22 protein-coding genes are annotated in these 20901 nt (G+C 69.2%); 8 read left to right on the plus strand and 14 right to left on the minus strand.

Features of this window, described 5'->3' with window-relative positions; translation table 11 throughout:
- Positions 1 to 212: 212 nt before the first annotated feature.
- Both ACFKCF_RS46305 and ACFKCF_RS46310 read left to right on the plus strand, forming a co-directional pair.
- On the plus strand, positions 213 to 392 hold the full coding sequence (locus tag ACFKCF_RS46305; RefSeq protein ID WP_394501751.1) for a hypothetical protein: 180 nt from the start codon (positions 213 to 215) through the stop codon (positions 390 to 392).
- A gap of 41 nt (positions 393 to 433) precedes the next feature.
- Positions 434 to 811, plus strand: a complete 378-nt coding sequence (locus ACFKCF_RS46310) for a hypothetical protein (protein WP_394501841.1) — start codon at positions 434 to 436, stop codon at positions 809 to 811.
- Between the two features lie 115 nt (positions 812 to 926).
- On the opposite strand, the gene ACFKCF_RS46315 is transcribed toward ACFKCF_RS46310, so the two are convergent.
- Entirely contained in the window at positions 927 to 2186 is a 1260-nt protein-coding gene (locus ACFKCF_RS46315; protein WP_394501752.1) for a cytochrome P450, read from the minus strand.
- A gap of 259 nt (positions 2187 to 2445) precedes the next feature.
- Between ACFKCF_RS46315 and ACFKCF_RS46320 the strand changes: the two genes are divergently transcribed.
- Entirely contained in the window at positions 2446 to 3435 is a 990-nt protein-coding gene (locus ACFKCF_RS46320; RefSeq protein ID WP_394501753.1) for a M36 family metallopeptidase, read from the plus strand.
- A gap of 619 nt (positions 3436 to 4054) precedes the next feature.
- Here ACFKCF_RS46320 and ACFKCF_RS46325 read toward each other — a convergent pair.
- The 3 genes from ACFKCF_RS46325 to ACFKCF_RS46335 form a co-directional block, all read right to left on the minus strand.
- Entirely contained in the window at positions 4055 to 4471 is a 417-nt protein-coding gene (locus ACFKCF_RS46325) for a DUF4189 domain-containing protein (RefSeq protein WP_394501754.1), read from the minus strand.
- Positions 4472 to 4985: 514 nt separating this feature from the next.
- Positions 4986 to 5147, minus strand: a complete 162-nt coding sequence (locus ACFKCF_RS46330; RefSeq protein ID WP_394501755.1) for a hypothetical protein — start codon at positions 5145 to 5147, stop codon at positions 4986 to 4988.
- Positions 5148 to 5325: 178 nt separating this feature from the next.
- Positions 5326 to 5907, minus strand: a complete 582-nt coding sequence (locus ACFKCF_RS46335) for a TetR/AcrR family transcriptional regulator (RefSeq protein ID WP_394501756.1) — start codon at positions 5905 to 5907, stop codon at positions 5326 to 5328.
- 78 nt (positions 5908 to 5985) lie between these two features.
- On the opposite strand from ACFKCF_RS46335, the gene ACFKCF_RS46340 reads away from it, so the two are divergent.
- On the plus strand, positions 5986 to 6864 hold the full coding sequence (locus ACFKCF_RS46340; RefSeq protein WP_394501757.1) for an NAD(P)-dependent oxidoreductase: 879 nt from the start codon (positions 5986 to 5988) through the stop codon (positions 6862 to 6864).
- A 476-nt stretch (positions 6865 to 7340) separates the two neighbouring features.
- Here ACFKCF_RS46340 and ACFKCF_RS46345 read toward each other — a convergent pair whose 3' ends face one another.
- A complete protein-coding gene (locus ACFKCF_RS46345) occupies positions 7341 to 8174 on the minus strand; it encodes an alpha/beta fold hydrolase (RefSeq protein ID WP_394501758.1) in 834 nt (277 codons plus the stop codon).
- 834 nt (positions 8175 to 9008) lie between these two features.
- Between ACFKCF_RS46345 and ACFKCF_RS46350 the strand changes: the two genes are divergently transcribed.
- From ACFKCF_RS46350 to ACFKCF_RS46360, 3 genes are all read left to right on the plus strand, one after another.
- Positions 9009 to 9731: a hypothetical protein gene (locus tag ACFKCF_RS46350; RefSeq protein WP_394501759.1), complete on the plus strand. Its 723-nt coding sequence runs from the start codon at positions 9009 to 9011 to the stop codon at positions 9729 to 9731.
- A gap of 580 nt (positions 9732 to 10311) precedes the next feature.
- Complete coding sequence (locus ACFKCF_RS46355; RefSeq protein ID WP_394501760.1) at positions 10312 to 10674, plus strand: antibiotic biosynthesis monooxygenase family protein; 363 nt, start codon at positions 10312 to 10314, stop codon at positions 10672 to 10674.
- 99 nt (positions 10675 to 10773) lie between these two features.
- Positions 10774 to 11433, plus strand: a complete 660-nt coding sequence (locus ACFKCF_RS46360) for a DsbA family oxidoreductase (protein ID WP_394501761.1) — start codon at positions 10774 to 10776, stop codon at positions 11431 to 11433.
- 91 nt (positions 11434 to 11524) lie between these two features.
- On the opposite strand, the gene ACFKCF_RS46365 is transcribed toward ACFKCF_RS46360, so the two are convergent.
- From ACFKCF_RS46365 to ACFKCF_RS46385, 5 genes are all read right to left on the minus strand, one after another.
- Positions 11525 to 12133, minus strand: coding sequence for a winged helix-turn-helix domain-containing protein (locus ACFKCF_RS46365; RefSeq protein ID WP_394501762.1), 609 nt, complete (start codon positions 12131 to 12133; stop codon positions 11525 to 11527).
- 343 nt (positions 12134 to 12476) lie between these two features.
- On the minus strand, positions 12477 to 12983 hold the full coding sequence (locus tag ACFKCF_RS46370; protein WP_394501763.1) for a monooxygenase family protein: 507 nt from the start codon (positions 12981 to 12983) through the stop codon (positions 12477 to 12479).
- Between the two features lie 66 nt (positions 12984 to 13049).
- Complete coding sequence (locus ACFKCF_RS46375) at positions 13050 to 13172, minus strand: 2TM domain-containing protein (RefSeq protein WP_394501764.1); 123 nt, start codon at positions 13170 to 13172, stop codon at positions 13050 to 13052.
- Positions 13173 to 13263: 91 nt separating this feature from the next.
- On the minus strand, positions 13264 to 13704 hold the full coding sequence (locus ACFKCF_RS46380) for a hypothetical protein (RefSeq protein WP_394501765.1): 441 nt from the start codon (positions 13702 to 13704) through the stop codon (positions 13264 to 13266).
- 235 nt (positions 13705 to 13939) lie between these two features.
- The gene (locus ACFKCF_RS46385; RefSeq protein WP_394501766.1) at positions 13940 to 14113 is read right to left on the minus strand and encodes a hypothetical protein; all 174 of its coding nucleotides are present in this window, start codon (positions 14111 to 14113) and stop codon (positions 13940 to 13942) included.
- Positions 14114 to 14533: 420 nt separating this feature from the next.
- Here ACFKCF_RS46385 and ACFKCF_RS46390 point away from each other — a divergent pair, with 420 nt between their 5' ends.
- A complete protein-coding gene (locus tag ACFKCF_RS46390; protein WP_394501767.1) occupies positions 14534 to 16006 on the plus strand; it encodes a protein kinase in 1473 nt (490 codons plus the stop codon).
- A gap of 290 nt (positions 16007 to 16296) precedes the next feature.
- Here ACFKCF_RS46390 and ACFKCF_RS46395 read toward each other — a convergent pair whose 3' ends face one another.
- The 4 genes from ACFKCF_RS46395 to ACFKCF_RS46410 are packed head-to-tail and all read right to left on the minus strand — an operon-like array spanning position 16297 to position 20891.
- Positions 16297 to 17844 (minus strand): amylo-alpha-1,6-glucosidase, encoded by a 1548-nt coding sequence (locus tag ACFKCF_RS46395; protein ID WP_394501768.1) that lies wholly within the window; start codon positions 17842 to 17844, stop codon positions 16297 to 16299.
- Entirely contained in the window at positions 17844 to 18665 is an 822-nt protein-coding gene (locus ACFKCF_RS46400; RefSeq protein ID WP_394501769.1) for a carbohydrate ABC transporter permease, read from the minus strand. Before ACFKCF_RS46400 ends, ACFKCF_RS46395 begins: the two co-directional genes overlap by 1 nt.
- 10 nt (positions 18666 to 18675) lie before the next feature.
- Complete coding sequence (locus ACFKCF_RS46405) at positions 18676 to 19602, minus strand: carbohydrate ABC transporter permease (protein ID WP_394501770.1); 927 nt, start codon at positions 19600 to 19602, stop codon at positions 18676 to 18678.
- Positions 19603 to 19604: 2 nt separating this feature from the next.
- Entirely contained in the window at positions 19605 to 20891 is a 1287-nt protein-coding gene (locus ACFKCF_RS46410; RefSeq protein WP_394501771.1) for an ABC transporter substrate-binding protein, read from the minus strand.
- Positions 20892 to 20901: the final 10 nt, after the last annotated feature.

A 20901-nucleotide genomic window follows, 5' to 3' on the forward strand; every position in this document is an offset into this window, starting at 1 on the left:
GGTTCTGGCGGTTCGCGGCGGCGAGCGGTCCGGTAACCGCTTGCCCGCCGAGGCCCGCGACATCAGGATCATGGCGGCAAGATTGTTCGGAACCCCTAATCAGGCAGGCAAACAATGCTTTTCTCGGCGAATCGCTTCTCTCCTCCAGCGAACGGAGCCCCGTAGCGGTGGCGGGCCGTCGTGAAAGTCCGGTGGATCCGGCAGCGGGAGCGGTGCAGCGCTTCGCCTCCGAGTTACGCAAGCTGCGCCAGGAAACGGGCGGCCTCACCTACCGGGCCATGGCCAAGCGTGCCCGTTATATCGTCAGCGAGGTGGAGGACGAGCCCGGCGCTCTGCCGCTGATGTCGCCCGCCCTGCTGCAGACCTGGCGCCCCGCAGCGGCGGAATTCTGACGGCGGCCGCGTACGAGGCCGCAGGCGGTATCCGATCTTCTATCGCGCGCACCGCCGAAGACCTCTACACCGCCTTATCCCCCGCCCAGCGACAGAGGCTGCGCCAGGTCCTGCTGCGTCTGCGAGAAGGACTATCGAAGGAGATCTCGGCTAGCTGGACCCGCCGGCCTCCAGGCCACCGGTCAGGCGGACCTCGCGCGCCACAAGATCCACGTGGGCAAGGGCGTCGTCCCGGCAGTGCGACGTGCCACGGAGCCAGATGCCTGTGCCCACCAGTACGAGGCAGCCACCCGACGCGGCGGCCACGTCTTGCTCTCGGGAGCCACCTGCAAGTCGCCGTCACAGAGCGCACCGTCCGGGCCGGTTACCCACAAGCCGATGGCGCCGTGCAGTGCAGAGTCCAGCCCAGGGCCCGTTAGGGCTCGGCACCAGCCGAATCGAAGCAAGATCTTTCAGTGATGTACCGTGGGACGACAGCTACCCCAAATCCTGTCTCCGCTGTTCCAGTCGGCGGTCTCGCCCGGGTCGGCGCGCTCAGCCGTCCTTCATGACGTAGCGGATGGGGAGGCGTTTGAGTCCGCCGACGAATGTGGTGGCGGTCCACACGGGATCGCCGTCGAGCTCGACGCTCGCCAGCCTGGGGATGAGTTCGGCGAAGAGCGCGCGGATCTCCATGCGGGCGAGCGCGGCGCCCAGGCAGTAGTGGACGCCGAAGCCGAAGGCCAGGTGCCTGTTGGGGTCGCGGCCGACGTCGAAGCGGAACGGGTCGGCGAAGACCTTCTCATCCCTGTTGGCCGACGGGTACGACAGCAGCACGGATTCGCCCTTCCTGATGGGCGTCCCGTTGACCTGGGTGTCAGCGGAGGCGGTGCGCATGAACTCCTTCACAGGGCTCACCCACCGGATCATCTCCTCGACGGCCGTCGGCAGCAGGCCGGGGTCGTCCCGCAGCCGCCGCAGCTCGTCCGGGTGCCGGATGAGCGCCTCCAGGCCGCCCGCGATGGTGGAACTGGTGGTGTCGTGTCCGGCCGTGGCAATGAGGATGTAGTAGGAGACGGCGGTGTTGTCGTCCAGCGGCCGGCCGTCGATGCGGGCGTTGGCGATCTCCGAGGCGAGGTCGCCAGTCGGGCTGGCCCTGCGCTCGGCCGTCAGCTCGTGGAAGTAGGCGAAGAGGTCCTCCAGCACGGAGGTGTGGCCCTGCGGGCTTCCGCCGCGCCCGGTCTCCTCGTCGTGCTGGCCGAACAACTCCTGCGTGAGCCGCAACATGCGCGGGAAGTCCGACTCGGGCAGGCCCAGCAGGGTGAGGATGACGTAGAGCGGATAGTGCACCGCGACATGGCGGGCGAAGTCGCACGCGCCGCCGTACTCTGCCATCCGGTCCACGTGCAGGCGGGCGAGCTCTCGGACCCGCGCCTCCAGGGCGCGCATGGCCTTGGGGCGGAACCAGTCGGCCCCGACGGCGCGCAGGACGCGGTGCTCCGGATCGTCCATGTGGACGATGCTCCTGAGCGCGGTCCCCCGCGCCCGGCGCGTTTCGAGTGCGGCGTCGAGGTCCGCGGTCCTCAGCACAGGGCGCGGGGCGCTGAGCCAGAGGGTGTGGTCCCGCTCGATCTCCAGCACGTCGGCGTGGCGGGTGACCGCCCAGAACGCGGTGTATCCCGGGACCTCCACGCGGTGGACGGGAGATTCACGGCGCAGCAGCGCGAGTGCCTCGTGAAGGCGGGTCTCGTCGGTGTACGCGGTGGGCCTGGTAAACGTTCGCCCGGCTTCGCTCACGGACATGGTGGGGTTCACGGTGAAGCCTCCTGTCTCATCGGGTGGTGCGACGGGGGCAGTACATCCGGCCGGGAGGAGTGCCTTCCCTCGGCGTCCTACACGCCAGGAGGTGCCATTCCCGCGGCGCCGCGTCCCCATGCGGGGAGTCGATTCGGTCAGGACCGGGGACCGACTGCTGACCCGCTCTCTGAACGTCAATGGGGACAGACGTTGCCGCACCGACACGGAGGTGACAAAAGGATCATTAATCCCGTAAGTTCACCTGACCGCGGCCTGCTTGGCAGTCGGCACCATCACGGCGCTCCTCACGCCGGGCACCGCCCAAGCCACGACCGAACCAACCGCCACCGTCTTCTACCCCAACCCGGTCCAGAGCACAGGCGACCAATCCCTCGCCGACGACCACGACCACGACAGCGCGGCCTTCACCCCGGCGTACCACACCGTCACCCTCACCGACCTGGACAGCTCCGGCACCCTCACCGGACGCTACATCACGGCCAAGAGCGAGACCGGCAAGCCCGCCCAAGCGGTGAACGGAGCCTTCCCGGCCTGGCATCGCGACAGCGACCAGTTCGAACAAATCATGGGCTACTACTGGGTCACCACCGCCCAGCACTACATCCAATCACTCGGCTTCGGCTCCCGGCTATGCCCGGTGAACCAACGCCAGATCGAACTGCGAATCAACCAGTACGGCAGCGACAACTCCTTCTTCAGGGACGACAAGACCAACATCACCCTCGGCAAGGAAGGCGTGGACGACGCCGAGGACGGCGAGGTCATCATCCACGAGTACCGCCACTCCGCACAGGACGACCAAGTGACCGGCTTCGGCACGACCCTGGAATCGGGCGCGATCGGTGAAGCCCTCGGCGACTACCTCGCCATAGCCGTCAGCAGCTGGAAGACCGGCCCACCCACGCGGACACCCGAAACATGCGTGGCCGACTGGGACTCGGTCTCCTACACATCAAAGGCCCCACACTGCCTACGCCGACTGGACGGCACCAAGCACTACCCCCAGGACCTGGTCGGCGAGGTGCACGCGGACGGCGAAATCTGGTCCTCAGCCCTATACGACATCCGCACCAGGCTCGGTGACACACTGGGCAGCACGGTCATCATCGACGCGCAGTTCGACTTCACCAAGGACACCACCTTCAAGGCGGCGGCCGAAACCACGATGAACGCCGCACAGCGGCACGGCGGCGACACCGCCACGACAACCGTACGTGCCGCGTTCACCTCCAGAGGGCTCGTCTAACTCTGCCGGAACACGGGCATCGAGATCGGGATGGAGCAGGCAGTGGCACCTCCGCCTACTCCGCCCTCACGCAACCTCCAGCCCATTGCCGAAGACGGCCCCGCCTTCAGGAGGAGCGCTATTTCGACAAACTCGAATCGCTTCCGGTACGAAGTCTTCGTCCGAAGGGCATGGGGCTGAGGAGCGCCAAGCTGCTGGTCCCATCACCGATCCGGCTGGAATCGTCGACCTGAACGTACGCCGACGAGACCGGCCGGGTGAAGTCCTTCACGAATGCTCCCGTACCGCTTGAACTGCACGGACCAAGTTTTCGGCAGGCACAATCACGCCGACCGGCTGTGGCTTGCGGCGTGGTCGGGGCTAATCCGCCGTCGCCGGTGGGCGGAGGCGTTTCCGGTCACCACGGTAGCTCGCGTGCCCCGTGATCTGGTCGAACACAATTATCGGCAGGCGCACTGGTCAACGCCGTCACCGGCCACGCACCGCCCCTGGAACACGCCGCCCACTGGTCACCCTGGCGACGCCGCCACCAAGCACGGGCCCGCTGATTCCCTCACCGAGCCCGCCCGACCACCGCGTACATCCAGCTCAACTGACCAAAATGGCTGCCGTACCAGCGTTATCGCCATCGCCTGGTGCATTGATAGGCGATCCAGCGACCGCCGCCCGCATTGGCGATGGCGTTCCTCTTCGCCCTGGCGGGCGTGCTCCCCCTGCCGCCCCAAAAGACGTTTCTCCTGGAATTGTAGGCGACAGCGCCACACCCGTTGACGAATGTGACAAGGACTTTGCAGCTGGAGCGGCCGCACTCTCTCAGTGCCCGCCGTTTGGCGGAAGCCACTGTTCTGTAGTCCCAGGACCTGCCAGTACGGCCGTTCCGCGCCACAGCGATGGCGCCGTAATAGTAACGTGCTTGGCTTTGCCCCGCAGTAGCCGATGTAGCCGCAATAGCTGCCACGGGAGACGCCGTAGCCAGCACCCCGCTCGTCATAAAGACGCAAGCGGCCATGACAGTGAGCCTCTTGCCTAGCTGCATGATGTCTTCCCTTCGTGCCGTCCAAGCGGACGGCAGCGTGGTTGGTGAGGAGAGTCTGTATTGTGACGCTTGCAAACAACTTAAACCGATAGATGCTCAAGGGAGCCATGTTAAGGCCATCAGCGCAACGGGTAGGAGTTGAGCCGCTTGCGCGCCTCGTGGACCGGAGCCGCGCCGAACCCGCTACATAGGGCTTGAGCTGCATGATCACGGCGCCGGCTGCGACCATCGCGGGGTGTTGTTGTCGCTGGTCTACCGCTTGGTGAGGTGCTTGTTCGGCTTGCCGGCGGTGCTGGTCCGCGCTGGTCTGTCCAGGGACGTTGAGCTGCTGGTGCTCCGTCACGAGAATCAGGTGCTGCCCAGGCAGCTCGGTGGTCGGCCACGGTGGGGTCACGTCGACCGGCTCCGGCTTGTGGCGTTGTCGAGACTGGTTCGCCGTCGCCGGTGGGCGGAGGTGTTCGCGGTTGCCCCGGCGACACTCTTGCGCAGGCACGGCAATCCTGTAGCGTCAAGCTCACGCGATCATCGCGTGCGACTCCTCGTGGTCGAAACCGTGCTGCTCAAACGGCTGTATGTGCTGCTCTTCACCGAGCATGGCACCCGGCGCCTGCACCTGGCCGGAGTCCCCGCACCCGACCGGCGCGTGGACGGTGCAACAGGCCCACAACCTGGTCATGGACGGACCAGATCACACCCGTGCCTTGTCCGGTCGCGGCGGGGTCGTGCTCGGTCTGTGCTTCCAGCCGGGACGCGCGCGAATCCGTCGACACGTCTTGGCTCCCCCCTGCACGATCTCGTACGGCGGCCGGTCACGGCGACCACCGTTTCAGGATGCCGGGTGGGGGCGGCCCGGCTCAGCGGTAGGAGTCGATGAGCCGGGCGAGGTGCCGACCGGCGATCTCCAGCGGCGCCTCGCTCTGCGCCACCTGTGCCGACAGTTCCGCGCCCTCCAGCAGGTTGATCACGGTGTGCGCGAGGTCGTGCGCCACGTCGGCGGCGAAGCCGGAGCGCTCGAGCTTCTCGCGGACCAGCGTGCGCCAGTTTTCGTAGGCGTCCTCCGCGGCCTGCTGGATCTCCGGCTCCCGGCCCGCGCTCTCCAGCGCCGTGGTGGTGACCGGGCAGCCGTCCAGCCACCCGGACTCGCGCAGCCCGCTCGCCAGGTCGCGGGTGCAGGCGACCACCGCGGCGGCGGGGTCGTCGTCCCGGTCGAACGCGGCCCGCAGGAACTCGGCGAACTCCCGGTCGCCGTGCCGGACCGCCTCGATCGCCAGCTCCCGCTTGCCGCCCGGGAAGAAGTGGTAGACCGAGCCCAGGGTGGCCTTGGCCTCCTGGGAGATCTGCTTGAGGCCGGTCGCCTCGTATCCCTGCTGCTGCATCAGGCGAGAGGTGGTCCGGACGATCCGTTCCCGGGTGCCGAGCTCGTGCTGGGTTCGCATGGTTCCCATCGTACTAGATAGAGCGTTCGTTCTAACGGTCTGCTACGGTCGTGACTAGATAGAGCGTTCGTCCTAGTGATGGGAAGTATCCAAATGAAGTCCGTGACCGTGATCGGGCTGGGTCCGATGGGACAGGCCATGGCCGCCGCCTACCTCGACAACGGCTACGAGGTGACCGTGTGGAACCGCACCGCCGCCAGGGCCGATGACCTGGTGGCGCGGGGCGCGAAACGGGCGGAGTCGGCCGGTGCCGCGCTCGCCGCCAACGAGCTGGCGGTACTGAGCCTGACCGACTACGACGCGATGGATGCCATCCTGGCGCAGGCACCCGAGGCCGCGCTGGCCGGCCGTACCCTGGCCAACCTCACCTCCGACACCCCGGACCGGGCCCGCCGGGCGGCCGCGTGGCTCGCCGAGCGCGGGGCCGTGCAGATCACCGGCGGCGTGCTCGTGCCGCCGCCCGGCATCGGCACGCCGGGCGCGATGACCTACTACAGCGGGCCGAACGACGCGATCGAGGCGCATCGGGCCGCCCTCGAGGTGCTGACCGGGATCGACTATCTCGGCGAGGACCAGGGGCTGGCCGCGCTTTACTACCAGATCGGGATCGACATGTTCTGGACCGCGATGGCGGGCTACGTGCACGGCCAGGCGGTCGCGGAGGCCAACGGCATCTCGGCGGCCGACTTCCTGCCGCGCGCGGTGCAGACCCTGGACCTGCGCTATTTCCTTGAGTTCTACGCGCCGCGCATCACTGCGGGCAACCACGAGGGGGACGTGGACCGGATCTCCATGGGCGTGGCGAGCGTGGAACACGTGCTGAAGACCACGCGGGCGTCCGGTGTGGACGGCTCGCTCCCGGCCGCCGTCCTGGAGCTCTTCCGCCGGGGCGTCGCCGCAGGCCACGGCGGGGACAGTCTCACCAGCCTGATCGGTGTGCTGCGGCAGCAGCGCTGACGGCACACCGGCCGGGCCCGCCGGGGCGCGCACCTCCGACGAAACCAGGAAGACCAGGCGTCCTTCTTGGTCGCGGTCTTCGCTCACCGGAGGAACATCGTGGGGCGCCCAGCCTCCGGCCCAGGATGTCCACCGCGAACCGTTCGTCCCACGACGCGGCGGCGCGCAGCCTGTCCCCGGCTCGCCCGGCGTCGCGCCCCCCGTCCCGCTGAGCTCGGTCGATGCGCCGAACAACGCAGCCGCCGCGACCGGATCCAGCCGGATCTGGAGGCACTCGCCGGCTCCCCGGCCAGTTGCCTGAGATCGACGAGCAGGGTGACGGACGGGTACGCGACCATGGCGATGTCCACCAAGGCCGGGGCAGGACGGCGGACCCCGGCCATGCTGATCCCCGGCAGCCGAACCGACGGGCGTGGGACCGCGACGTCCACCCACGCCCGGTCAGGTGGCCTACCGGTCGGCAATACATGGCCGGTCTAGGCATCAGGGATCACGGGTTGTCGGCGGCCCGTTGCCGTGAAGCTCAGCAGCAGTTTGCTGGTCGTCTCGGGCGCTTCCAACATGGGTAGGTGTCCGACGCCGGGCAGCAGTTCGATCCGTGCGTCCGGCACCGCGTCGTACTGGTGCGCCGACGATGGCTCCCAACGGGGGTCGGCAGCGCCGAAGATCACCTGCACGGGGACCTTGAGGGCGGCCAGACGCTCGGGCACGCTCCGCTCGGCGATGTACGCGGTGTTCCGGCGCAGCACCGTCCTCATCACGCGGTAGGTGATGCCCCGCACGTCGGCGACCACGTCGTCCGGGAGCTCCACCGGGCGGGCGGCCGTCGCGCTGATCCCCTTGCGGATCATCGCATCAGAACGCCTCGACCACATGAGCGGGCCCAAGGGCGGGGCCAACAGGAGCCGAAGGATGAACGGCTGCCGAAGGAGCGCATCCACACGTGGGCCGCTACTGATCAGTGCAAGCGATCCCACGAGGTCGGGACGTTGTTCGGCAAGCGCGGTGGCGACGTAGCCGCCGCTGGAGTGCCCGACCGCGGCGACGTGACGAAGCCCGAGGTCGTCCAGCAGCGCCGCCACCTGGCCCGCCTGCGCAGGCACGTCATACGACGGCGCGGGCGCGGACTGGCCGCAACCCGGGAGGTCGACCCGGATGACGTGATGGTGGCCGGCCAGCGCCGGGACCACCGGACCCCAGAAGGCGCCCGAGGCCCCTGATCCGTGGATGAGCAACAACGGCGGCGCCTGCCGCGGACCGTCATGGACCACGTGCATCCCATGCGAGTGCTCAATGTCGTACTCATTCATGCGGAGACCATGCACGGACGATCGACCATCAGTCTTGGACAAATGTTCCCGCGGAGTCGAAGGCCGACGGCCCGCCGCCATCGTCCGGATCGACCCGGCCGACGCGCACGACAGCGACCTGACCCCCGAGCCAGCTCAGACCATCCGCGGCCCGCCTCCGGCAGCCGACGAGGTCCCCCAGGCGCCTCGATGGCCGGCCCACCGCCCAGCCCTCACCGCGCGAACATCCAGCCCATGCACTCGACCGCAGACATGTCAGTCGGGAACGCCCACCTCCTTGGACATCTCCATCGTTTCTGGCCACGTCTTTCGGCCCTCTATCGCACTCCTTTGCAGGCGAACTGCCGCTTGTGCCAGCGCACCGCGGGCGTCTGCTCGCCGTGAGCAGGTCCCGCAGCCGGATCCTGCGGCGCTGCCGCACGCTGGTGGAGACCACCGCGCACGCCGGGCAAACCGCCCACTCCTCGGCCGGCCATCGATAGCTTCGCCTGCCGATCCGCCATCGCGGCGCCGCGTCGGCGGCACCGGCCTCGCGGCGCGCTATGGGCAGGGCGTCAGGATCGAGGTCGGCTCCGACGACCCGCACCCGTGGTTGGACTCGCTTGAGCGACGCGCTCAACCGCAAGAGCCCACCTCGCGACCAATTCGACCCCGGCTGGTCCAGTCGACGCATAGTCACCCGAAACAACACCCAAGCGGTACGATGCAAACACCGAACCGGGCAGCTGGCCGTACCAGCAGCACCAGCGGGCAGGACTTCTCCGTCAGGGGGCGTGGCCGTACCGCGCCCACCAGCGGTTTTCCACGTACCTCACGTTGATGGAGAACCCGATCATGACCTCTGCCGTCCCTCGCGCCTTCCACTGCGAGCACACCCGCGCCAAGAGCCGGGTCTACGCCCTCGTCGAACGCTCCGGCCAGCCCGCGACCCTGCATGCCGTACTGACCTGCACCGATCCCGCCGTCGCTCAGCACGCCGCCTACCTTCTCTCCTCGGTGCTGGAGCACGGCCTGGGCCCCGCCGCCCGCGCTGAGTCTGAGCGGATCGCAGCGGCTCTGCCCGACGCGCCCGCCGCCTCCTTCCGCCGTACGCTGGCCGATGTCGTGAACGGGACCTGGGCCGACGCCCCCGAGCTAGCCGCCACGTGGGAGTCCCTGCGGCGGGGCCGCGGCGACTCGGCCGGCCTCGGTGGCGACCTTGAGAGCCGCACGCCGGGCGACGCCCGCCTCGACGCCTTCCCCGGGCCGGTCGTACGCACGATCAGCCTGCTGGAGGTGCACGTCCACGACCCGGCTCGCCTTCTCGCGGCGGCCACCGCGACGGGCTGGAGGCCGTTCGACGCCGAGGACCTCGACGAGGACGACAGCCGTGACGTCGTCGGGGCCGTCATGCACTTCGTCAACGGCCCGGAGTTCCTGCCCGGCGCCGACCAGTTGACGGACGTCATGCAGGCGCGGCTGCTGCGCGTCGACAAGGGCGATGAGGTGAGCGACTGGAGCGCGGCGCCCGTGACGGCGAGGTTCGACACGGGAACGAGGTCCGACCCCGACGACTGAGCCGAATGATCGCTACTTCACAAGCACGTCGGCGCGGCTTGCCGACGTCGTAGCGGGGCGCGGGTCGGCGGTCGGGGATGCCGGGTGGGCGTCCCGGGCCGGGGCTGGAAGGTTTGGGTGCGCCGACCGGTTGGGCGAGGACCGGGCGGAGGCTCCTGAACCCGCGCCAGATGCGTGCGGGTGTGAGCCGGCCGCGTGGGATGGGTCTTTCCCGGGGGTGGCGTAGGTCCTCGATCAGGTGGCGGCCGAGGCGTAGCTGGGCGTGGACGATGATGAGCGGCCGGGAGCGGTACTTGGTCTTGCTGGAGTCGGCCAGTGGTGAGCGCTCGAGCGCGGTGGCGTACTGGGCGAGGATTGCCGCGTGCGGGCCGGGGAACTCGACGGCTCGCGCCCGGCTTGTGTTTCCGGAAGCTGGTCCGGGGGCCTGCGGGATCTCTGGGGTTGTGACTCCGGAAGTCGCTCCCGGAAGTAGGGCGGGATCGGTTGCGCCTTCGCCCGGGCGTTTGACCTCAAGCGTGGTTGAGATTGCACGATGGCAGCCAGGCTGTTGCCCCTGCACCCGACCTTGAGGAGTGTGTTCGTGAGCACCGATGCCGGTTTCTATTCGATCATCGACTACACCGTTGATGGCTTTGACGCACAGCGTGAGCTTGTGGAGGCTTTCGCGGAGATCCAGGAGCGGTGGGTGCGCTTCTATCCCGGCTATCGCTCGGCTCGTTTTCATGTGAGCACGGACGGCAGTCGCGTGTACAACATCGTGCACTGGGCGAGCGAGGCGGACTATCGCCATTTCGTGGAGACCTCCGCCACCGACGGCCGGATGGCCGCCATCGGCAAGGCGCTGGAGGACCTGTCCGGTAAGGCCGAACCCCGCATGACCGGGGTGCCCACCTACACCGTCGTCCGCGAGGTCGGCCCCGGGCCGCAGCGCCTCGATGCCTGATCGTCCGATCCCTGCCGGCGGGCGGCTGTATCCGTCGGCAGCACGCCGCCGGGTGAACCGACCTCGCTCCATCAACCACGATCACCGTGCGGGACATTCATGAACCTTGAGATATACGCCGATGTGCTGTGCCCCTGGTGCTACATCGGCAAGAGACGCCTGACGGCCGCCTTGGCCCAGCAGCCCGGCCGCGACAGCATCGAGATCGTCTGGCGCGCCTACGAGCTCGCGCCGGACGAAGGCCGGACGCCCGGGCCGACCGCCGCGGAGGCCATGGCCGGCTGGTGGGGCGAGCAGGCGCCCGCCCGCATCGCCCGGATCCGGTCGCTGGGCGCGGCGGAAGGCCTGGAGCTGAACCTGCATCTGGCCCGCCCGGTGAACACCTTCGACGCGCACCGGCTGGTCAAGCTGGCCGCCGACCGCGGCCGGGCCGATCAGATGGTGGAGCTGCTGCTGCACGCGTACCACACCGAGGGGAACAACGTGGCCGACCCGCAGGTCCTGCAGCGCCTGGGCCACGAGGCCGGGCTGGACACCGGGGAAGTGCGCACTGTCCTGGACGGCGACGACTACGCCGACGAGGTACGCGCCGACCGGCGCCGCGCGGCAGAGCACGGCATCACCGGCGTGCCCAGCCTCGTGATCGACGGCCGCCCGCCGGTCTCCGGAGTCCAGCCCGTCGCCGATCTGCAAGGGCTCCTGCGGAACGAACCGACCGGCTCACACGGCGTTCTGATCAAGTCTGACCGGCCAGGCTGACAGACGATCCGATCACACGCGTCGCACCATCTCGACATCTCTTTCTGGAAGGAATCTCACCAGCAATGGACATCGGTATCGGGTCGCCCGGTCATGCTCGGTGGACCGAGGGCACCACCCCTGGTGGAGTGGGCACGCCGCGCCGAAGCACGAACTCGTCGTCGAGGGCGGCCAGGATCGACATCGCGGCCGATCCGAAGGACAGTCCGTCCCCTGCGGGGCCCCGCCAGAGGCCGAGCGCCTTGACGTAATGGTCGAGCGCCACTTTGCGGCCCTGCTGGGCGAGGGCGGTCTGGGCGGCCCCGAGGAGTTCCCGGAAGTTGACGAGGTCCAGCGTGCCGGAGCCGGCGCTGAACACGTACGCGTTGCCGCGCAGGTGCAGGTAGGTACCGGCTGCCCGGGCGGGGACCGCGGGTTCGAGCACCCGCCGCAATGCCCCGATGTACTTCTGGATGACGTTGAGCGCGCTGGCGGGGGCGTTGTCGGCCCAGATCAGGTCGATCAACTGCCTCGTGCTGACCGGATGGCCCACCCGCGCCAGGAGCAGGGCCAACAGTTGCGCCTGCTGCCGGGGGCCGGCGTCCAGTTCGACGCGACCACGCCACAGCCGCAACGGGCCCAGGACCTGCAGGCGCAGAGGATCGGCGCCGGCCGACGGGCCTTCACCGCCGAGCCGAACGGGATGAGCTGGCCCAGTCAAACTGTCGGCTCCCGGCTGGACATTACAGATTGTCCGCTTGCGACCTGTGTTGGATCGCGGCAGGCACCGATTCTACTGGTCCGGAATGGGTGGTGAAAGATCGGCCGATCGGAACTTGGGACGGCGGGCGTGTACGACGTCGCGCGGCCGGTTCAACGGGGGTGCGGGCGGCTCAACGGGGGTGCGGGCGGCTCGGCAGGGGCGCGGCCGGCTCGGCGGGGGCGCGGGCGGGCCTGCCTCATGCCCCCGCGAGTTTCCGGCCGGGCGTCTGCGTGGCTAGGACTCGTAGAGGTCCGTCTCGCTGAGGACCGAACTGCCACTTTCCGGCCGGGCGTCTGCGTGGCTAGGACTCGTAAAGGTCCGTCTCGCTGAGGACCGAACTGCCACCCTCGGAACGCCCCAGCCGGGCCGCGGAGCCGAACATGGGACCGCGAGCGCGCTGGATCCCGGCGAACCGTCCGAAGCCGAGCGGCTTGGGCACGTCATCGTAGACGGCCTCCATACCGCCCTTGATCGAGTAGGTCTCGTGCCAGAAACCGGTGCCGCCGGAGTCTCGCAGGAAGTCGAGCCACCATTGTCGATGCGGCTCCGACCGGGCGAACGCGAGCAGCGAGGGCAGGTCGCGCCAGTACTGGCGCATCCCCATGTTCATCGGGAAGAACGAGTAGTAGACGGGCTCGTGCAGCAGCAGTCCGTCCGGCTTGCCGGCGACCGACTCACTGATCTTCCGGCCGAAGCCGAAGAAGGTTCGGATCCCGTACAGCCGGTTCACCCGCATTCCGAGATACAGGACCAGCAGGTCTGGGTAGGCGGACAGGTCGACGGTCTGCCGGTTGACTCGGGTTGGCATCTAGGGCTCCTCCGGGTTCGGATCACGCGTGGGCTGGCGGGAGAGGAAGGCCGTGCGACGGCCGTCTCACCGATCGGCCTTCGATCTGGGCGGCGAGTGGACACCCCAGAAATGGAAGACCAGTCCGATGCCCCAGAAAACTATCGACCACATGGGCCAGAAGAAATGATCTCGATCGTAGATCTGCATCGAGGCGCGACGCCGGCCTGGCGCAGCACCCGGACCGGATCACCGCCATCACCCCCGACGCCCGCACCGGCTGCGGCCATGCGTGAGCGAATCATCGATCCGCGCTGCTGCCGAGTTCTTGGCACTCACAGGGATCGGCTGCCTCGGCATCGGCGATCCTTGGCACCTGATCGAGATCAAGCGCCTCCTCCCCCAGCTCGGCGGCGGTCGCCCGGAGGAACTGGTCCTCGCTGTAGACGGAGCTGGAGTAGCGCTCAAGCGCTCCGGCGACGGCCAGCCAGCGCGCCTCCCTCTCATCGGAGGAGACACCGACGCCGTCGATGGACCCGGTCGTAGGATGTCCACGCCTGGCCATGGCCACCGAATCGGTGAACCGTTCTGCCAGCCAGCCGTGATCCAGGTCTTCGTGCCCGCCCGAACGCCCCTCCGGGATTGGGCAGCTCTCAGCGGTCCTGGTTGGCGACGGCTTCGATGGCGTGGCGAGGCCGGGTTGTACTCGCGGGCTGGTCGCGGCTGCTTCCTCGCCCGTCATGGGACGTCCTCTTCGCTACCCCCGCGACGTGCTGCGCCGGCGCCGGGTTCCGCTCGAATATGAGTCGCAGCAGGCCGAACAAGCACCTCAGCAATCGGTGGACCAGCGACAGCATCCTGGCCGGCGGCGCCTTGACCGCAGCCCTGGACGACGCCAGGGCGCTGCCCTCATGCTGCCCTTCGCAGCCCGCACCACATGTCATCGACGGGGCTCGCCAACCACCAGAACCGAACGTTCATTCGCGGCTGTGTGCATCAGGAGTGCTGCAGCGATCGATGCGAGCTTGTTGACTCGCGATCACACCGAAGATCGCGGCAATCACGGTGAGACACAAGCCCGTCGCGAATGCCGTCCAATGGTGGAAATGGGCGGCTGCAACGGTCAACGCGATGAACAGCGCGAACGCCACCCACGCGACGATCGCTCGAATGAAGGGGCGAGTCATGTAAAGGTCTTTACCCACCGATACACGACATCCCTCTTGTCACTCGCCGGTGAGGCACGCCGGCTGGGTGGCCGGCCACCGACGCAGGACCGCCAGCCGACCCCACAAAAGCACGGCCTGAGAGCTGCCACTCGTACGTGATCGTCCCGAGCCGCGGGCCCGACGTCGCGCATGCTACGGTGTGCCCTTCCCACCACGGGCTTGCCGCATGCCGAGCGGCATCCGCGGGCCTGGCTCCGGGACACAGCCGTCGGCTCGTACGGCCGACCCATGCGACAGCTCAGCTCTGGAGGAACAGCCAGTGGCGAAACTCGCGCCCGCCGGGCCCGGACCGCGGATGGCCCGCTTATGCGGCGATGACGCGTCCTGCCTCACGGCGATGGCATGACGATGATGCTGGCAGGCCGCTATTCGCTGATGTCGCAGCTCGGCCAGGGCGGCATGGGCACGGTGTGGCTGGCCGTCGACGAACTGCTCCGTCAGCAGGTCGCCGTCAAGGAGGTGCGGCTGCCCGCAGATCTGGACGAGGCGTCCCGGGCCGAGCTGACCGAGCGGACCCTGCGTGAGGCGCGGGCCGCGGCGCGGCTGCGTTCGCATCCGTCGATCGTCACGGTGCACGACGTCGTCATGGACAGCGGCCGGCCGTGGATCGTGATGGAGCTGGTCCACGGCCGTTCCCTCGACCGGATCGTGCGCGAGGACGGGCCGCTGCCGCCCGCCCGGACCGCCCTGGTGGGGCGGCACGTGCTCGACGCGCTGGCCGCCGCGCACACGATGGGGGTCCTGCACCGCGACGTCAAGCCGGGCAATGTTCTGCTCACCCAGGACGGGCGGGTGCTCCTGACCGACTTCGGCATCGCCACCGTGGCGGGGGACGCCGCGCTGACCCAGACCGGCCTGCTGAACGGCTCGCCCGGCTATATAGCGCCGGAGCGGTTGCGTGGCGAGGCCGACGGCCCGGAGGCCGACCTGTGGTCGCTGGGAGCCACCCTGTACCTGGCGGTGGAGGGCAGGGCCGCCTACACCGGCCCCAATGCGGCGGCCGTGATGGCGGCCGTACTGCTGCGCGAGCCGGCGCCCCCGCAGCGGGCCGGCTCGCTCACGCCCGTCCTCGCCGCGCTGCTGGCGAAGGAGCCCCAGCTCCGCTGCTCCCCCGCGCAGGCGGCGGCGTGGTTGCAGGCGGTGGCCCAGGGCGACGTTCCGGCGGGCACCCGTCCCACGGCCCGGCGGTCCGCACCCGCGCGGCGACGGTTCGCCGTCGTGGGCGGCGCGCTGGTTCTCGCGCTCTCCCTGACGGCGGGTGCGGTGATCTGGGGGATGACCCGTCCGGGAGAGAGTGCGAGCGCCGGGCCGACTCCCAACACCACACCGCCGGCCAAGCCCGTTTCGTCCTCACCGGCCGGCAAGCCTCTCTTCGACGCCGCCAGTCTGCACTCCTGCCGTGTGCTGACCCCCGCTCAGGTCAGCACGCTGCTCGGCGGCACGCTCCAGAGAGACCATCGCAACCGGCAGATCTGCCAGTACTTCGGTGCCAACGGCTCCTACGCGACCGTCTCGCTCTACCGGGTCCCCACCCTCGAGGGCGCCAAGGCCAACTTCGCCGGCATCAAGCAGAACTTTCAGGATCTGCGGGACGAGCATCCGGACATCACGTTCACCCGGACTCCGGTGGTCGGGGAGGAGTCGTTCGCGTCCGTCCACCGGGCGAACGGCACGTACGTGGCCAACATGGTGTTCCGCATGTCCAACGTCACCGCCACGCTCACCTACAACGGCCCGAGGCCCGGGACGAAGGTCATCGGGCGTGCGGCCGCGTCAGTGGCCGCGGCGATGGAGGCGGCCCGCCGGGCCGGCTGAACGTGCCTCCCCCGAACGCGGAACTCTCGGCCCATGACGCCACCGTCACGCCCGGCCCACGGGACACGCATTTCTTGTAGAGCTCCACGACTCGTCGGCCGGACGGCCACGCCTCTCTCCGGCAGCGCTCGGTCGAGTGCGCTGTCGAAGGGGGCCGCTCTGAGCCACCTCCGCCGCGAGCAGCTCCATTTCCGCACGGCCGCAGATGGTGCATGCCGGCTGTCAGGCCGTCGGGCAGCCCCGCGATGGGAGGCAGTCCGGTTCGGTCGCGTTGCGCCGTCCGGTGCCGGTCAGCCCTCCTGGGCGAGGTCCAGGAAGAGGGCGGCCGACCAGCCGAAGGCGGTCGTCGCGCGGGCCGCGCGACGGCCGGTCAGCGGGTTCCAGTACTCGTGGAGGCCGCCACCGTCGCGGACCATGGCCAGCGTGCGCTCGCGCAGCTCGGCGGCCGTCTCCTGATGCCCCGAGCGGCGCAGGCCGTCGATGAGCAGGTAGTTGACGTTCAGCCAGACCGGTCCGCGCCACATGGCCTCGGGGTCGAATCTCGGGTCGTCGAAGGCGACGGTCGGCACCGGGTGCTCGGCCCAGAAGCCGGGCGAGCGCAGGTCGGCGACGAGCCGGTCCGCGATCCCCGCGGGGAGCCTCCCCGTGAAGAGCGGCAACAGCTCCAGCGGGGTGCGCACGTCCGCCTCGCGCCCGCCGACCACGGTGGCGAACCTGGTGCCGTTCCACCGGCGCGCGATCATGCGGTCCACCAGGGCCTGCGCCCTGGCTCGCCACGGTGCGTCATCCTTGCCGAGCGCCTGTGCGATGTCGCCCAGGCGGTCGTACTGGAGGGCGAGGTAGGCGTTCAGGTCGGGCGGCTCGGCACGGGGGCCACCGTCCCAGATGGGGCTGTCGTCCAGGCCGGACGAGTACGGGTGCAGGTACTCGGCCAGGCCGTCGCCGTCCGGGTCGGAGCGGGTGAACCACCACTCCTGCGAGCGGGCCAGCGGCTCGTAGACCTCGGCGAGGAAGGCGGGGTCGGGGTCCACCTCGTGGATCTTCCACACCGCCCACGCGGTGAGCGGCGGCTTCGTGACGGGGACGGCGTCCCCGATCGGCCCGCCCCCGACGTGCTCGGCCAGCCTGGCCAGATCGGAGCGGGGCAGGTCCGTGGTCTCGGCCAGCACGCCGTGATCGTGTACGACGTCGGGGATCAGGCCGTCGGGGCGCTGGTGGTCGAGCAGGATGCGGATCTGCTCCCTGGCCAGGGCGGGGTCGGCGTGCCTGAGCGCGATGGCGTGGAAGTAGGAGTCCCAGTTCCACAGGCCGACGTAGCCGTTCTTGGAGGGGACGAGCGACTCTCGGCCCTGGATCCGTACCAGGTTCACCGCCAGCGTCCACCACGCGTCCTCCGCCCGTTCGCGCAGGTCCGCAGGCACGGCGGGCATGCGGGCGAACCAGTCGCGCCACCGTGCGGCGGCCGCGTCGAGCACCGCCGCCGCGTCGTGCCTCGCGCGATCCGGGCCGAGGAGGGTGACGCAGCCGTCGATGTCGGCCTCGCCGCCGTCCCAGACGGCCCGCGCGCCCGCACCGGTCAGGACCAGCGTGTCCGGTCCCGCGAAGGCCATGGCCACGCCGGCCGCGAACTCCACGCGGTCCGGCAGCACCCGCAGCACCGGCAGTTCGCCGCTCCCCGAGCCGCTCCCCGAAAGGATCCGCAGGCCGGTGAGCACGGTCGTGTCGGCGAGCCTGGTCTCGTACAGGGCTCTGGCGATCCGGAGCGAGCCGTCGCCGGCCGCCGTCACCAGCAGCCGCGAGCCGCGGTCGGTGAACGGGCGTTCGCGCAGGTCCGGCATCAGCGACCGCCCAGGCCGGAAGCGGCCATCGAGTTGATGATCTTCCGTTGGCCGATGAGGAAGGCGATGAGCGTCGGCACGACGGCGATCGCGGAGGCGGCCAGGATGAGCCCGTAGTCCACGGCCGTGCGCTGGCCGGAGAACTGGCTGAGCAGCAGCGGCACCGTGGCGAGCTCGGGCGAGTTCAGGAAGATCAGAGGGAAGAAGAAGGCGTTCCAGGACGCGAGGAAGGCGATGATGCCGAGCGCGCCGAGGCCGGGGCGGATGTTCGGCAGCACGACGTTCCAGAAGCAGCGCCAGCGGCCCGCCCCGTCGATCCTGGCGGCCTCCTCCAGTTCCACGGGCACGGCCCTGATGAACTGGCGCAGCAGGAACACCGCGAACGGGTTCGCGATGCCCGGCACGATGAGCGACAGGTGCGAGTCGATCCAGCCGAACCTGGCCAGCATCAGGTAGAGCGGCACGACCGTCACCTGCGCGGGCACCATCTGGGTGGCCAGGAACACCACGAACAGCACCCCGGAGCCGCGGAACCTGATCCGGGCGAAGGCGTAGGCGGCCATGGCCGAGGTCAGCAGCGTGACCGTGACGTTCAGCGCGGCGATGTAGAAGCTGTTCCAGTACGCGGTGCCGAACGGCATCGCGCCGAGCGCGTCGGGGTAGTTCTCCCAGCGCCACGGGCCGGGCAGCCAGTCGAGCGGGTCGTTCAGCATCTGCCGCACGCCCTTGAACGACGTCAGCAGCATCCAGACGAACGGGAAGAGCATCGCCAGCCCGCCGAGGGTGAGCCCGGCGTGCAGGGCTACCTGCCTGGGTCGCATCCCGGCCCCCTCACGAGTCGTAGTGGACGAGGCGCTTCTGCGCCGCGAACTGGACGAGCGTCACGAGCAGCGTCAGGACCAGGAGGATCAGCGCGGCGGCGCTGCTCATGCCGAACTGGAAGTCCTTGAAGCCCAGCTCGTAGACCTGGTAGACGATCGTCCTCGCGCCCTCGTTGTCCTCCGGGTCCACCAGCACGTAGATCTGGTCGAAGGCCTGGAACGAGCTGATCACCGCGACGACGGTGGAGAAGAAGATCGTCGGCGAGAGCAGCGGCAGCGTGACCGAGCGGAAGATGCGCAGGCTGCCCGCGCCGTCCATGCGCGCGGCCTCGACAATCTGCGGCGGGATCGTCTGGAGCCCGGCCAGGAAGATCACCACGTTGAGGCCGAGCGACGACCAGATCGTCACGACGGCGATGGCCACGATCACCCAGCCGGGATCGCCGAGCCAGTCAGGCGCGGTGATGCCGAACCAGCGCTGCAGCGACGCGTTCAGGACGCCGTAGTCGCCGCCGGCCAGGATGATCTGCCACATCAGCGCGACGGCCACGGAGCTGGTGACGACCGGGAGGAAGTACAGCACCCGGTAGAAGCCGCCGCCCTTGACGTTGTTCAGCGCGACGGCGATGAGCAGCGCGAGACCGAGCCCGAACGGCACGGTCAGCAGCGCCAGCTTGACCGTGTTCCACACCGCCAGCCCGAACTCGGGATCGGAGAGCTGGGCGGCGAAGTTGTCGAAGCCGGCCCATTCCTTCTGCCCGAGCCCGTCCCAGCGCATGAACGCCAGCACGACGGCGAAGCCGAGCGGGAAGACGAGGAACACCAGCAGCGCGGCGACCTGCGGCGCGAGGAAGAACGCGGCCCACCAGCCGTCGCGGTTGCGCACGGGCCGCGCCCGGTGGAGCGTGCGGGGCCGGGCCCGCGTGAGGACGGCCACGGCTAGCCCAGCTTGCCGTCGACGAGCTTCTGGAGCCGGGTCATGCCCTCGTCGAAGCCGACCTTGCCGGTCCACACCTTCATCAGGTGCTCGTTGATGTCGGCGGTGAGGCCGGGCACGGCGACCTCCTCGGGATAGTTCGCGAAGCCGGTGTCGCGCACGTCGAGGAAGGTCTGGGCGTGGGCGGGGTAGCCGTCGGCGAGGACGACCTGCTCGGCGCCCTTGACGGACGGCACGGCGCCGCCGTCCCTGAGCCTGATGAGCTGGCCCTCCTTGCTGACGAACTCGGTGAGGAAGGTGAACGCCTGCTCGGGCAGCTTGGTGTCCTTGTTGAGCGCCAGGTAGGAGGCGGCCACCGCGCCGGGCATGGGCCGGCCGGTCTGGGAGGGGAACGGCACGATGTCGTAGTCGTCCAGCTCGCCGCCCTTCTTCAGGGAGTCGATCATCCACCGGCCTCCGGCGTAGAAGCCGGCCTGGTGCTTGAGGAACTGCGTGCTCGGGCCGTTGCTGTCGGGCAGCAGGTCGGCGCTGAGGAACGTCTTGTCCTGGTAGCCCTTGGCCAGCGCCTGCAGGGCCTCGCGCGCCTTGGGGTCGGTGGTGGCGACGAACTTGCCGCCGTCCCAGACCTTGCCGCCGAAGCCGTTGATCATGGAGTACGTGGAGCCGTACCAGTTCCAGAAGATCGACCCGGCTCTGCCCGCCGCCTTCAGCTTGGCGTTCATGTCGAGGTACGTGGCCATGGTCCACCGCCCGGCCTCGTTGAGCGCGGCGGGGTCCTCGGTGATCCCGGCGTCCTTGAGCGCCTTCTTGTCGAACCAGAGCACCTCGGGATTGGTGTCGTTGGGGACGCCGTAGACCTGGCCGTCCTTCTTGGCGCCGCCGTAGATGCCCTCGAAGAAGCCCTCGGGCCTGCTCTTGGAGGAAGGGCCGGCCAGCTTGTCGTTGAGCGGGGTGAGCACCCCGGCGGAGACGAACTTGCCGATGTTGTCGTCGCCCACGAAGAACACGTCGGGGGCGGTCCTGCTGGTGAGCTGGGCGAGCAGCTTGGGATGGTAGTCCTCGTACTTGGCGACCGGCTCCAGCTTGAGCGTGATGTCGGGGTGGCGCTTCTCGAAGTCCTCGGTGAACTTCTCGTAGAGCTTGATGTCCTCGGCCGATCCCCAGGTGGACCAGCGGACGGTGACCGGGCCGGATCCGCTGCTCACGCCGGGGACGTTCCCGCCGCCGCTGCCGCTGCACGCGGTCGTCGCGACGGCGAGGAGGCCCAGGACTGCCAGGGCACGGTTCATGGTCGGCTCC

Origin of the sequence: Nonomuraea sp. JJY05, assembly GCF_043496855.1 — a bacterium.
GTDB lineage: Bacteria > Actinomycetota > Actinomycetes > Streptosporangiales > Streptosporangiaceae > Nonomuraea.